Source organism: Asanoa ferruginea (genome assembly GCF_003387075.1).
Lineage (GTDB): Bacteria > Actinomycetota > Actinomycetes > Mycobacteriales > Micromonosporaceae > Asanoa > Asanoa ferruginea.
In genome coordinates, this window is the sequence record NZ_QUMQ01000001.1 from 2336075 (window position 1) to 2348857 (window position 12783).

Here is a 12783-nt window from a genome sequence, read left to right on the forward strand (position 1 = left end):
GCGCGGTGGCGCACGTCGACCTTGAGCTTGAGTTCTCGGCACCTGGCGAGTCAGACGCCGTGGAGCCGACCACTGGCCCACCTGCGGGGGCTGCCTGGTCGTCACCCACGTGGTCAGACACGTGGCCGCCACAGCCAGCGCCGACCAGTTTCGGCCGCTGGGCCGACACGGTGTTCGCGGCAGACGAGCCCTGCCTGGTCATCGACGACTCGATGACCATCGTCGCCGCATCCGCGTCGTGTTGCGCGCTGCTCGGCCTGTCCGATCAGCGCACCGCGGTGGGTCGCCCGCTGCTCGACGCCGGCCTGCGTCTGGTCGACTTCACGGCCGCGCGCAGCGAGCTCGCCGAGACCGAGGTCGACAAGATCCCGCCACTGCTCGCGGTCACCTCCGGGCGCCAGGCCCGCGGCCTCCTCCGGGTCCACCGCGACAACGCCAACGACACCGTCGACGCGATCGCCACCCCGCTCCTGCTCGACGGCAAGGTGGCAGGTTCGCTCACCTTCTTCGCGCCGGTCTAGCGGCCCTCCATCAGCGCCGTCCGGCGGCGTAGCAGATAAGCGCGCTCGGGGTCCGATGTGACCAGTGCCAGCGCTTCGTCGTAGGCGAGCACGGCCTCCGCCGGCCGGTCAAGGCGGCGCAGCAGATCCGCGCGCGTCGCCGGCAGCAGGTGATAACCGGCCAGCGCACCGGTCGCCGCCAGCCGGTCGACCAGGGCCAGACCAGCCTGCGGCCCGTCGGCCATCGCCACGGCCACCGCGCGGTTCAGCTCGACCACGGGCGACGGCACGAGCTTCGCGAGCTCGGCATACAGCCCGGCGATCTCGGTCCAGTCGGTCTCGGCCGCGGTCGGCGCCGTCGCGTGCACGGCCGCGATCGCGGCCTGGATCTGGTAGGGACCGGGCCGCCCGCGCCGCAGCGCGCGCTGGAGTAGGGCATCGGCGCCGCGAATTCGTGAGTGGTCCCAGCGGGAACGGTCCTGGTCTTCCAACGACACCAGGTCGCCGGCCGCGTCGGTGCGGGCCGGCCGCCGCGCGTCGTGCAGCACCAGCAGGGCCAGCAGGCCCAGCGCCTCGGGCTCGTCGGGCATCAGCGCGGCCAGCACCTCGGCCAGCCGGATCGCCTCACCGGTCAGGTCGACCCGGACGAGGTCGGTGCCGGCGGAGGCGGCGTACCCCTCGTTGAAAAGGAGATAGACCACGGCGAGCACGGCCGCCAACCGGTCCGGGAGCAGGTGGTCCGGTGGCACCCGGAACGGGATGCCGGCGTTTCGGATCTTGCTCTTGGCGCGGAACAGCCGCTGCGCCATCGTCTTCTCGGGCAGCAGGAACGCCCGGGCGATCTCCGCTGTGCTCAAGCCGGCGAGGGTTCGCAAGGTGAGCGCGACCTGCGCGTCCTGGTCGAGGGCCGGGTGGCAGCAGGTGAAGATCAGCTCCAGCCGGTCGTCGGGGATGCCCTGCGGCGCCAGCGGCTCCGGTTGTCTCATCCCCACCACCTCACGCAGCTTGGTCGCCTCGACGGCGGCCCGGCGCACCCGGTCGAGTGCCCGGTTGCGCGCGGTCACCAGCACCCAGGCGCCGGGGCGCGACGGCACGCCCTCGTGCCGCCAGCGCTCCAGCGCCTTCGCGAACGCGTCCTGGGCGCACTCCTCCGCGAGGTCCCAGTCGCCGGTCAGCCGGATCACCGCCGCCACCACGCGGCCCCACTCCGCGCGGTAGACGGCAGCGACCTCGGCGTCGACGTCGGTCATTCGACCCAGAACGGGCGTACGTCGACCATGCCGCCCCAGGCCATCGGGTGCTTCGACGCGATCTCGATGGCCTCGTCGAGGTTTTCCGCCTCGATGATGTCGAAGCCGGCGATCTGCTCCTTGGTCTCGGCGTAGGGACCGTCGAGCACCACCACGTCGCCGTTGCGGACGCGCACGGTGGTGGCGTCGCTGCCCGGCCGGATCCGGTTGCCGGTCAGCCGGGCGCCCTTGCCGTCCATCTCGCTGACCCAGTCGTCGATCTCCATCGGGCCGCCGCCCGCCTCGACGGACTCGTCGGCGGGCTCGTTGCCCGGGGCCTCGGTGCAGATCAGAAACAGGTACTTCATCTCGGGTTTCCTTCCACTTCGCGTCAACTTCCACCTCTACGACGAACGGGATGGCGCGCGCACTACCGGCGGCGAAAAAGTTCTTCGAAGCGCCCCGTGGGTCGTACTCTTCCTGTCATGCCTGCCCTTGATCTTCTGCCGGACGACTACGCCGTCTGTCGGCTGCCCGCGGGTTCGGCATTGCCCGCCGGCCTGGTCGGCAACGGAGACGGCGCCGGCGTGGTCTCGGTGACCTGGACCGCCGACGAGGTGTCGGTGATCTGCCGGGCCGACCGGGTGCCCGAGGGCGCGACCGCCGAGGCGCCCTGGCGCTGCCTGCGGGTCGCCGGCCCGCTCGATTTCGCGCTGACCGGCGTGCTCGCTTCGATGGTGGCACCCCTCGCTGCCGCCCGGGTCACGATCATGGCGTTCTCGACCTACGACACCGACTACATCCTGGTGCCGAGCGTGCGCCTGGCGGAAGCCGTCGCGACGCTCGACCAGGCCGGCCATCCGGTGACCACCTGACCGGGCATACGATGATCCGGTCATCATCCCCATCGATGCCACCCCCCGAGGTCACGTGCGCCGCCCCCTCATCCTCGCCGCGTCCGCGTTGGTTGCCCTGGTCACGGCCGGTTGCGGCACCCCGCCCGAGCTGAATCCGCCGGGCAGTGTTGTCCCCAGCCCGTCGGCAACCGCCAGCCCCACGCCGACCCTGCAGCCGACGCCGCCAACGGTGCCGGCCACCACGCTCTCGCCGACGCCCGGCTTCCCGGACAGCCCCGCGGTCGCCTGCGCCGACCGGCCCTCCGTGAGCCAGGTGGTCGCGCTGCTCAAGCGCCGGGGGTTGCTCCCGTCGTCCTATTCCGGCCGGGCGACCGTGGGCCCGCTGTGCGCGGGCACCTGGCAGTGGATCGTGCTCGACACCAACAACGGCCCGCTCCAGGCGGTCACCCGGGGCGCGCCGGGTTCGCTGCGCCTGGTCACCGCGGGCACCGACGTGTGCAGCATCGAGGTGCGCGCCGCGGCACCGGCCGGCATCCGCACAGCCGCCTGCGACGCGTCGCCGCCGGGGCTCTAGCCCTTGCGGATCCGGTCGAGCCAGGCGGCCGCGTCGGCGTAGTCCACATCGGACTGGCCGGGCGGCGCCGGCACCGGTCCGTCGCCCTCGGAACCGGTCCAGCGATGCCGGGGGTACGAGCCGAGAAAGCGCACTTCCGCACTCACCCGGCGCAGCCCGCGCAGTGCCTCCCCCATCCGGTCGTCGGCGACGTGACCGGTGCAGTCGAGGAAGAACGCGTAGCGGCCGAGCGCCTCGCCGGTCGGCCGCGACTCGATGCGGGTCATGTTGACCCCGCGCACGGCGAGTTCCATCAGCACGGCGAGCAGCGCGCCGACCCGGTCGTGTGCGATGTAGACGGCCAGCGAGGTGCGGTCGTCGCCGGTCGCCGGCGGCGGCGGGCCGGGGCGGGAGACCAGCACGAACCGGGTCACCGCGTCGCCATGGTCGGCGATCTTCTCGGCCAGCACGGTCAGCCGCTGCTGGCTGGCGCCGATCGGTGCGCAGATCGCCGCGTCGTATTCGCCAGTGGCGGCGCTGCGCGCGGCCGCGCCGTTGGACAGGACGTCGACCACGACCGCGTCGGGCAGGTTGTCACGCAGCCAGCCCCGGCACTGGGTGGACGCCTGCGGGTGGGCGGCGACGCTCCGGATGCCCGCCAGGGTGACCCCGGCGCGGGCGCCGAGCACGAACTCGACCGGCAGCACCACCTCGCGGGTGATCACCAGCGGCGACCCGGCCACCATCTCGTCGAGCGTGACGCCCACGCCGCCGCCGATCGAGTTTTCCAGCGGCACGAGCGCCGCATCGGCGTCGCCTGAGCGCACCGCGTCGAGCGCCTCGGGCACGCTGCGGGCCGGGGTCAGCAGCCCGCGCTCAGCGGCCGGAATAGTCCGCAACGCCTGCTCGGCGAAGGTCCCCTCAGGCCCGAGAAAGACATATCGAGTGGGCGGCGTTCCCGGCATAACGCTCAGAGTAGGTGGCCGACTCAGGCCAGCCACCGGAAGGGTTGGCGCCGAGTGTGACTCGGCGCCCCGCGTACCGCGACCACGGACCCGCGAAGCGCCCGCTGGTGCGCGTAGCCGCCGCGCCGGAGGCGCGGCCAGCCAACACTGCCTAGGCGGACAAACGGCCCACCCCCGTGTGCGGGGTGGGCCGTTTCTGCCTAGATCTTTTAACCCAGCAGGCCGCCGAGGACGCCGCCGCTCTGCTGCTGGCCGCCACCCGCGCCGGCGAGGCCGCCCGGGGGCTCCTCGGAAGGCTGCACGACGACGAAGCCCTGGCCCGCGAAGCTCATCGTGAACGCCTCGCCGGTGCTCCGGCCGAGCAGCGTGCCGATGCCGAGCTGGTCGGCGCGGTGGTAGCCGGTCTGGAGCCCGGCCGACCAGCAGATCGCCGCCTGCGGGTCGACGAAGGTGGGCTGGTCGACGGAGAGCACGACCGGGGTGCCCTTGGTCGTGATGGCGATCCGGCCCTGGCCCGAGAAGACGCAGTTGAACAGGCCGGCCGAGGAGAGCATGCCCATCCCCTGGACCATCTTGATGTCGTATTGCAGCGACGAGTCGAAGGCCAGCACGTTGGCGCCGTTGATCGACAGGTTGTCGCCGTGGTCGAGGTCGACCAGGTGGATGTCGGCGGCGCGGTCGCCGAGGAAGACGTCGCCGCGGCCGCTGACCTTCATCAGCGGGACACCCTCGCCGGTCAGCTTCTGCTTGAGGAACTTGCCGATGCCGCCGGAGCCGAGCGCCTGGAACTGCACCTGGCCCTGGTAGGCGACCATCGACCCGGTGCGCGCCATGCACTCACCGTTGAGCTCGATCTTGAGCATCTTGGAGTTTTGCAGCCGCATGCCCGGCTGGTCGGACTCCTTCTCCAGGTTCTCCGCGGAAAACAGCGCGCTACGCATGTGGGCGTTCCTCCATCGACAAGGTCTGTGTACTGCCAAGAGCGTAGGTATCCTGCGCAAACGCCATGCGTACAGTGTCGCCAAACCGACCTTGACTTTGGCGCGGGCTAACCCCAGCCGAGCTCATGCAGGCGCTCGTCACTGATCCCGAAATGATGTGCGATTTCGTGTACGACGGTGACGGCGACCTCGTCGACCACGTCTTCTTCCGTGTGACAGATCGACAGGATCGGCAGGCGGTAGATGGTGATCCGGTCGGGCAGCACGCCCGCGTAGTTCCAGCCGCGGTCGGTCAGCGCGTGCCCCTCGTAGAGGCCGAGCAGCCGGGTGCCCCGCGGCGACCGGTCTTCGACCAGGATCACCACGTTGTTCATCAGTTTGAGGAACTCTTCGGGAACCTGGTCGAGGGCGTCGGCGACCAGCTCTTCGAAGCGCTCGCGACTCATCTCGACCGGCACGGCTCCTATTGTGCCGTGCCGGTCGCGACAGAGCCGCCGCTCAGGCGAGGCGGGCGGTCAGGGTGATCTCGGCGCCGGGGGACAGCAGGCGGGAGATCGGGCAGTTCTCCTTGGCACCCTGGGCGATCTTCTGGAACTCGCCGTCGTCGATGCCCGGGACGTCGCCGACCGTCTCGAGGTCGATGCGGGTGACGGTCATCCCGGCGTCGGTCTTGTCGAGGTGCACCTTCGCGGTCGTGTCGACGGCGGTCGGCGTGTGGCCGGCGTCGGCGAGGCCCTTCGAGAACGCCATCGAGAAGCAGCCGGCGTGCGCGGCGGCGATCAGCTCCTCGGGGTTGGTGCCCTCGCCCTCCTCGAAGCGCGACTTGAAGCTGTAGTTCCCCTCGAAGCCGCCCTTGCCGGTGCGGATCGTGCCGGAACCTTCGGTCAGGTTGCCCGACCAGCGGGCGGATGAAGTGCGGATTGGCATGCCCCCGACGCTAGTCCACCGTCCGGCATGATTGCTGGATGCGGATCGGCATCCTCGGCACCGGCACGGTTGGCCAGACGTTCGGCACACGATTGCGCAATCTTGATCACGACGTCACGCTCGGCGCGCGCGAAACGGGCAATCCACGCGCCGTGGAGTGGGCCGAGGCACACGCGGCACAGTGCGGCACGTTCGCCGACGCCGTCGCCGGCGCCGACCTGGTGATCAACGCCACCGCGGGCCAATACGCCGTCAACGCCCTGGAGATGGCCGGCGGCAACGCCGCGCTGGCCGGCAAGGTGGTGCTCGACGTCAGCAACCCGCTCGACTTCGGCTCCGGCGAGTTGCGGCTGACCGTCTGCAACACCGACAGCGTCGGCGAGCAGCTTCAGCGCGCGTTCCCCGACGCCCGGGTGGTCAAGAGCCTCAACACCGTCAACGGCAGCGTGATGGTCGAGCCGAGCCTGGTGCCGCCACCGCACACGATCTTCATCGCGGGTGAGGACCCGTCGGCCAAAGAGGTGGTGATCGGGTTGCTGGGCCAGTTCGGCTGGGCCAAGGGCAGCGTGCTCGACCTCGGCGGCATCAAAGAGAGCCGGGGCATGGAGATGTATATGCCGCTCTGGGTGTCGATCATGCGGGCGCTCGACGGCAACCTGGCTTTCAACATCAACGTGGTTCAGGGCTGATGACCTCGGCGTACGACGTCATCGTCATCGGCGGTGGCCACAACGGTCTGGTCGCCGCCGGCTACCTGGCCCGCGCCGGCCGTCGGGTGCTGGTGCTCGAACGCCGCGACACCGTCGGCGGCGCCGCCGTCTCCGAGCACCCGTTCGGTCCCGACTTCACCGTCACCAGCCTGTCCTATGTGGTCAGCCTGTTGCCCGGCGACATGGTGCGCGACCTGCGGCTGGCCGAGCACGGCTACCACGTCTACCCGCAGGGCCCCTACTTCGCGCCGCGTGCCGACGGCCGCTACCTGCGGCTGCCCGACGACCCCGCCGAGCGGCACCGGGAGATCAGCCGGTTCTCCGCCCGCGATGCCGACGCCTACGAGCGCTGGGACGCCTGGCTGAGTCACCTCGGCCGGCTGGTCGGCCCGCTGCTCCACGAGATCCCGCCCAAGCTGGGCTCGAAGCGGCCGCTCGACCTGGTCGGCCAACTCGGCCTCGCCGGCCAGCTGCGCGGTGTCGACGTGCGGGCCGCGGTCGACCTGACCCGGCTGTTCACCGCGAGCATCGCCGACCTGGTCGAAGACCGGTTCGAGTCCGACGCGCTGCGCGGCATCCTCAGCGTCTCCGGCGTGATCGGCACCTGGGCCGGCCCACGCAGCGCCGGCACCGGCTTCGTCACCCTGCACCACCATCTCGACCAGACCGGCGGGCAGCAGGCCGGCTGGGGCTTCCCGCGGGGCGGCATGGGCGGCGTCACCCAGGCGATGGCGTCGGCCGCGCGGTCCTTCGGCGCGGAGATCCGCACCGGGTCGCCGGTCGCCCGGATCGACACCCGGGGCGGTGCGGCGGTCGGCGTCACGCTCGTCGACGGCACCGAGTTCCGCGCGCCGACAGTGATCACCACGGCGCACCCGCGGATCTCGTTCCTCGAGTTGCTCGACCGTGCCGACCTGCCAACCGACTTCGTCGCCGACATCGAGGCGTGGCGCAGCCGCTCGGGCACCGTGAAGGTCAACTTCGCCGTCGACCGGCTGCCGACCTTCACCAGCCATCCGGCGTACGCGCCCGAGGTGCACGGCGGCACGATCGTGCTGGCCGACTCGCTCGACGAGATCGAGGGCTCGTTCCAGGAAGCGGTCGCCGGGCGGCCGGCCAGCCTGCCGTTCGCCGACATCTGCATCCCGTCGGTGTTCGACCCGACCCTGGCGCCCGAGGGCAAGCACGTGGTCAGCGCGTTCACCCAATGGGTGCCGCACACCTACGCCGCCGGGCCGCACACCGCAGACCTCGACGCCTACGCCGACCGGCTGGTCGCCCGGCTCGAGGCGGTGGCACCGGGCTTCACCGATTCGGTCATCGGGCGCCAGGTCATCGGTCCACACCAGATGCAGCAGGAGTACGGGTTGGTCGGCGGCAACATCTTCCACGGCGAGCTGACGCCCGGGCAGATGTTCCACTGCCGGCCGGCCGCGGGTTACGCGGACCTGCGTACCCCCGTGAAAGGTCTTTATCAGGCCGGAAGCGCGACGCACGGCGGCGGTGGCGTGACCGGGATTCCGGGCCGCAACGTGGTCCGTCAAATCATGAAGGATCGGCGCCGCCGCCCTTGATCAACTGAGCACGCGCCGCGACCCGCTCCATGGCATGCTGGTGAGCATGTCCGAGGACCACTCCGGGCCGGCCGTCGTGGCGTTCGGCGCCGGCGAGCCCACGACCGGCCGGCTGCGCGCAAACCCGTTCGGCGCCTGGGTGGCCCGGGTCGGCCGCGACCGGCTGCTGGCGGCGATCGTCGCCGTGCTGGCCGCCGCCGCCGGCTTCATCTCACTGGTCACGCAGTGGTATTCGATCGCGGTGCCAGCCGGTGATGTCAGCCCCGAGGAGGGCGGCTCGGTCGGCCAGACGCTCACGTTCACCGTCGGCGATGTCGGCACCTTCGGCACCGGCTACGTGTTGGGTGTGCTCACCCTGGTCGTGGCCTGCGCGCTCGCGTTCTTCGGGCCGCCGGCGCTTCGCCCGGTGCTCCGGGTCGGCGGGTTGGGCCTCGCCGGCGGGCTGGTGGCGGTGCTGGTGGCGCTCAGCGTGAGTTTCGGCCACTCGATCGAGCGCAACTACTTCGGCGCCAACATCGACCTCGACACCACCCGCCATGCCGGGCTGACCGGTGCCTACGCGGCGGTGCTGCTGGCCGGCGCGGCGCTCTTCCTGATCGGCCGCCACCGGTTCGTCCCGACGCCGACGGAAGCGCCACCGGTGGCCGTGGCACCCGACTCGGTGTGGCAGGCCCCGCGGCCATACCGCAGCGACGAGACGGCCGCCGAGGTCGCCGCGGCGGCGCCGCTCGATCTCACGGTGCAGCCCGCCCGCCCGTTCGCCCACCCAGACGGAGACGACGGCCGCGCACGGTGATATCCGCGCGACCGCCGAGAACCCTTCCCGGTAGGCTGATTCACCGTGATTGACCTTCGACTGCTCCGTGACGATCCCGATGTTGTGCGCGCCAGCCAGCGGGCCCGGGGTGAGTCCGAGTCTGTCGTCGACGACCTGATCGCGACCGACGAGGCGCGGCGGGCCGCGGTGCAGCGCTTCGAGCTGCTGCGCGGCGAGCAGAAGCAGCTCGGCAAGCTCATGCCGCGCGCTACCGGCGCCGAGAAGGAGACCCTGCTCGGCCGCACCAAAGAGCTTTCGGCCGAGGTCAAGGCGGCCGAGGCGGCGGTGACCGCGGCCGAGGCGGCGTTGCGCGAGGCCCAGCTGCGAATCTCCAACGTGGTCCAGGAGGGTGCGCCGGCCGGCGGCGAAGACGACTACGTCGTGCTGCGCGAGGTGGGCACCAAGCCCGACCTGCCGGCCCCCCGCGACCACCTCGAGCTGGGCGAGATGCTCGGCGCGATCGACGTCGAGCGCGGCGCCAAGGTGTCGGGCAGCCGGTTCTACTACCTGACCGGCGTCGGTGCGCTGCTCCAGCTCGCCATGCTCCAGATGGCGATCGCCCAGGCGGTCGAATACGGTCTGACCCCGTCGATCGTGCCCGCGCTGGTCAAGCCGGAGGCGATGGAGGGCACCGGGTTCCTCGGCGCCCACGCCAGCGAGGTCTACCGGCTCGAGTCCGACGACCTCTACCTGGTCGGCACCAGCGAGGTGGCGCTCGCGGCCTACCACAGCGACGAGATCCTCGACCTGGGCGAGCCGGTCCGCTACGCGGGCTGGTCGAGCTGTTTCCGCCGCGAGGCCGGCTCCTACGGGCGCGACACCCGGGGCATCATCCGGGTGCACCAGTTCGACAAGGTCGAGATGTTCTCCTACTGCCGGCCCGAGCAGGCGCGCGACGAGCACCTGCGGCTGCTGGCCTGGGAAGAGGAGATGCTGGCCAAGGTCGAGCTGCCCTACCGGGTGATCGACACCGCCGCCGGCGACCTGGGCAGCAGCGCGGCGCGCAAGTTCGACTGCGAGGCGTGGCTGCCGTCGCAGCAGCGCTACCTCGAGGTGACCTCGACCTCCAACTGCACGACCTTCCAGGCGCGCCGGCTCAACATCCGCTACCGCGACGAGGCGGGGCGCCCGCAGACCGCCGCGACCCTCAACGGCACGCTGGCGACCACCCGGTGGATCGTGCCGATCCTGGAAAACCACCAGCAGCCCGACGGCTCGGTGGTGGTGCCCCAGGCGTTGCGCCCCTATCTGGGCGGTCGCGAGGTGCTGGAGCCGGTCAAGCGCTCCTGACCTGCTCTTCCGCCGCTGAGTGGCGGCCGCCCGGTTGCGACGATTTCTCCCAAAAGTCATGGCTGGGCTACCTCGTGCGAGGTACGGTTGCTGCCCGGCCGCTCGCGGCTCCTTCCCGGCAGCCGTCACGGGTCGGGGCGAGGAGGAGCCATGCCCCGGCCGGGCCTGCCCAAGTTGGTCGCCACCGACCTCGACGGCACGATCGTGCGCAGCGACGACACGGTGTCCGCATTCACCCATGAGGTGCTCAACCGGGTGCGCGCCGCCGGCATCCCCATCGTCGGCGCCACCGGCCGCGGCCCGCGCCTGGCCGAGCTGACCCGCAACGACATCCGCGACGCCGACTTCCTCGTGATGGCCAACGGGGGCCGGGTGGTCGACCAGACCGACCCGCTCGACCCGATCGTGCTGCGCGACGCCCGGCTGTCGGGCCAGGTGCTCGCGTCGGTGCTCGTCGACCTGGAGGCGGCGGTCGGTCCGCTCAACGTCATGGTCGAGGCGCTCGACGGGCACGACGAGCCGCTCTGGGGCGATGCCGACCCGGCGTGGCGCTACCCCGACCGGTTCGAGCCGCGCAGCCGCGCCGACTGCTTGGCCGGTGACGTGCTCAAGGCGTTCGCCCGCGCGCCCGGGCACGACGTCGACGAGTTGCTGGCGGCGGCACACCGCATCGTCGCCTCGTCGGCCGCCAACGTCACCCAGGCCGGGCTCGGCTTCATCGAGATCCTCCCGCCCGGCGTCGACAAGGCGACCGGCCTCGCGGTGGTCACCGAGGCGATCGGTGTCGACCCCGGCGACGTGCTGGTCTTCGGCGACATGCCCAACGACCTGCCGATGTTCTCCTGGGCCGGCTGGGGCAAGGTGGCGGTGGCCAACGCGCACCCGCTGGTGCGGGCCGCGGCCGACGAGATCACCCTCAGCAATGACGAGGACGGCGTGGCCGTTTACCTCGACCGGCTACTGTCGCGATGATGCTGATCGCCACTGATCTCGACGGAACCCTGCTCCGCGCTGACAAGACGATCAGCGCCCGCACGGCGGCCGCGCTGGACCGCGCGGCCGAAGCGGACCTGCCGGTCGTGCTGGTCACCGGGCGCCCGATCCGCTGGCTGAAGCTGGTCTACGAGCAGCTCGCCATTCCCCTGCCGGCGGTCTGCGCCAACGGCGCGGTGGTCTACGACCCGGCCCGCGACCAGGTGCTCCGCGCCGACCCACTCGCGCCCGACGTGCTCGCCGAGATCGCCCGGCGGCTGGCCGACGAGGTGCCCGACGCGGTGCTGGCGGTCGAGATCGTCGACGGCCGGGAGATGCGCCACCAGGTCGAATACCCGATCCTGTGGGACAGCGCGCACGGCGGCGTGCGGGCCGTCGACGCGGTCGCCGAGTTGCTCACCGAGCCGGCCGTCAAGCTGCTGGTGCGCGCCGGCCAGCGCGATCCCGACGAGTTCACCGCCCGGATCGGCAAGGCGCTGCACGGCATCGCCGAGGCGACCCACTCGTCGCTGTCGGGTCTGGTCGAGGTCTCCGCCTCCGGTGTCACCAAGGCCGCCGGGCTGGCCTGGTATTGCGACCGGCTCGGCGTGCCGGCCGCCCAGGTGACGGCGTTCGGCGACATGCCGAACGACGTGCCGATGCTGGCCTGGGCCGGCCGGGCGATCGCGGTGGGCAACGCCCATCCGGCGGTCAAGGAGGTCGCCGACGAGGTGGTCGCCTCCAACGAGGACGACGGCGTGGCGATCTACATCGAGTCGCTGCTGCCCTGATCGGTCACCGGCGTTAGCCGGTCTGGCCGGTCACAGGTATTGGCCGGTGCCGCGTCCCTCGGTGCCGGGCTGACCCGGGTTGGGCCCCGCGCCGGGCAGGCCGGGGATGACGCCCGGAACCGCGCCGGGCGGCAGCGCACGCTGGCCGCCGCGCATCCCCTCGAGCTGCATGCGGGCCGCCATCTGCTGGGCCACCAGGGCGGCCTGGATGCCGTGGAACAGCCCCTCCAGCCAGCCGACGAGCTGGGCCTGCGCGACCCGCAGCTCACCCTCGCTCGGCGTCGACGTCTCGCTGAACGGCAGCGACAGGCGCTCGAGCTCGTCGCGCAGCTCCGGCGCCAGGCCATCCTCCAGCTCGATGATCGAGCGCTGGTGGATGTCGCGCAGGCGGACCCGGCTGGCCTCGTCGAGCGGCGCCGCGCGTACCTCTTCCAGCAGTTGCTTGATCATGCTGCCGATCCGCATGACCTTGGCGGGCTGCTCGATCTGGCGACCCGGGTCTTCCTCGCCGCCGCTGCTGTCGGTGTCGACCGTGCCGACCGGCCGGCCATCCGGCCCGACCACCACCACGGTGCCCGACCGACGGTTGGGTTCGGCCTGCGCGTCCGGCGCTCCTGGGGTTTCGGTCATAGTCTCCATCTTTCCCCAACGCCCGTC

The 12783-nt window shown here is 71.6% G+C and carries 16 protein-coding genes; 9 read left to right on the plus strand and 7 right to left on the minus strand.

What is annotated here, in order from left to right:
- Positions 1-170: 170 nt before the first annotated feature.
- Positions 171-521: a transcriptional regulator gene (locus DFJ67_RS11160; protein WP_239097044.1), complete on the plus strand. Its 351-nt coding sequence runs from the start codon at positions 171-173 to the stop codon at positions 519-521.
- Here the strand turns inward: DFJ67_RS11160 and DFJ67_RS11165 are convergent.
- Both DFJ67_RS11165 and DFJ67_RS11170 read right to left on the minus strand, forming a co-directional pair.
- A complete protein-coding gene (locus DFJ67_RS11165; protein WP_116067820.1) occupies positions 518-1750 on the minus strand; it encodes an RNA polymerase sigma factor in 1233 nt (410 codons plus the stop codon). The two genes, DFJ67_RS11160 and DFJ67_RS11165, sit on opposite strands and share 4 nt — an antisense overlap.
- A complete protein-coding gene (locus DFJ67_RS11170) occupies positions 1747-2097 on the minus strand; it encodes a YciI family protein (RefSeq protein ID WP_116067821.1) in 351 nt (116 codons plus the stop codon). The genes DFJ67_RS11165 and DFJ67_RS11170 overlap by 4 nt, the downstream gene beginning before the upstream one ends.
- A 117-nt stretch (positions 2098-2214) precedes the next feature.
- On the opposite strand from DFJ67_RS11170, the gene DFJ67_RS11175 reads away from it, so the two are divergent.
- Both DFJ67_RS11175 and DFJ67_RS11180 read left to right on the plus strand, forming a co-directional pair.
- The gene (locus DFJ67_RS11175) at positions 2215-2604 is read left to right on the plus strand and encodes an ACT domain-containing protein (protein WP_116067822.1); all 390 of its coding nucleotides are present in this window, start codon (positions 2215-2217) and stop codon (positions 2602-2604) included.
- A 55-nt stretch (positions 2605-2659) separates the two neighbouring features.
- Positions 2660-3160, plus strand: coding sequence for a hypothetical protein (locus DFJ67_RS11180; protein ID WP_116067823.1), 501 nt, complete (start codon positions 2660-2662; stop codon positions 3158-3160).
- Here the strand turns inward: DFJ67_RS11180 and pheA are convergent.
- From pheA to DFJ67_RS11200, 4 genes are all read right to left on the minus strand, one after another.
- The gene (pheA, locus tag DFJ67_RS11185) at positions 3157-4104 is read right to left on the minus strand and encodes a prephenate dehydratase (RefSeq protein ID WP_116067824.1); all 948 of its coding nucleotides are present in this window, start codon (positions 4102-4104) and stop codon (positions 3157-3159) included. The two genes, DFJ67_RS11180 and pheA, sit on opposite strands and share 4 nt — an antisense overlap.
- A 209-nt stretch (positions 4105-4313) precedes the next feature.
- Positions 4314-5045, minus strand: a complete 732-nt coding sequence (locus DFJ67_RS11190) for an AIM24 family protein (protein WP_116067825.1) — start codon at positions 5043-5045, stop codon at positions 4314-4316.
- 107 nt (positions 5046-5152) lie between these two features.
- Complete coding sequence (locus tag DFJ67_RS11195) at positions 5153-5491, minus strand: metallopeptidase family protein (RefSeq protein ID WP_116076035.1); 339 nt, start codon at positions 5489-5491, stop codon at positions 5153-5155.
- A gap of 52 nt (positions 5492-5543) precedes the next feature.
- Positions 5544-5972: an OsmC family protein gene (locus DFJ67_RS11200; protein WP_116067826.1), complete on the minus strand. Its 429-nt coding sequence runs from the start codon at positions 5970-5972 to the stop codon at positions 5544-5546.
- A gap of 38 nt (positions 5973-6010) precedes the next feature.
- Between DFJ67_RS11200 and DFJ67_RS11205 the strand changes: the two genes are divergently transcribed.
- The 6 genes from DFJ67_RS11205 to DFJ67_RS11230 all read left to right on the plus strand — a co-directional run bounded on the left by DFJ67_RS11205 (position 6011) and on the right by DFJ67_RS11230 (position 12126).
- Complete coding sequence (locus tag DFJ67_RS11205) at positions 6011-6661, plus strand: NADPH-dependent F420 reductase (protein WP_116067827.1); 651 nt, start codon at positions 6011-6013, stop codon at positions 6659-6661.
- Positions 6661-8256, plus strand: coding sequence for a phytoene desaturase family protein (locus DFJ67_RS11210; RefSeq protein ID WP_116067828.1), 1596 nt, complete (start codon positions 6661-6663; stop codon positions 8254-8256). The genes DFJ67_RS11205 and DFJ67_RS11210 overlap by 1 nt, the downstream gene beginning before the upstream one ends.
- Positions 8257-8302: 46 nt before the next feature.
- A complete protein-coding gene (locus DFJ67_RS11215) occupies positions 8303-9052 on the plus strand; it encodes a hypothetical protein (protein WP_147315489.1) in 750 nt (249 codons plus the stop codon).
- Between the two features lie 45 nt (positions 9053-9097).
- The gene (gene serS, locus DFJ67_RS11220; RefSeq protein WP_116067830.1) at positions 9098-10363 is read left to right on the plus strand and encodes a serine--tRNA ligase; all 1266 of its coding nucleotides are present in this window, start codon (positions 9098-9100) and stop codon (positions 10361-10363) included.
- A gap of 150 nt (positions 10364-10513) precedes the next feature.
- Entirely contained in the window at positions 10514-11335 is an 822-nt protein-coding gene (locus DFJ67_RS11225; RefSeq protein ID WP_116067831.1) for an HAD family hydrolase, read from the plus strand.
- Positions 11335-12126, plus strand: a complete 792-nt coding sequence (locus DFJ67_RS11230) for an HAD family hydrolase (RefSeq protein WP_409362891.1) — start codon at positions 11335-11337, stop codon at positions 12124-12126. The genes DFJ67_RS11225 and DFJ67_RS11230 overlap by 1 nt, the downstream gene beginning before the upstream one ends.
- 30 nt (positions 12127-12156) lie before the next feature.
- Here DFJ67_RS11230 and DFJ67_RS11235 read toward each other — a convergent pair whose 3' ends face one another.
- A complete protein-coding gene (locus tag DFJ67_RS11235) occupies positions 12157-12765 on the minus strand; it encodes a bacterial proteasome activator family protein (RefSeq protein WP_409362892.1) in 609 nt (202 codons plus the stop codon).
- Positions 12766-12783 lie beyond the last annotated feature (18 nt).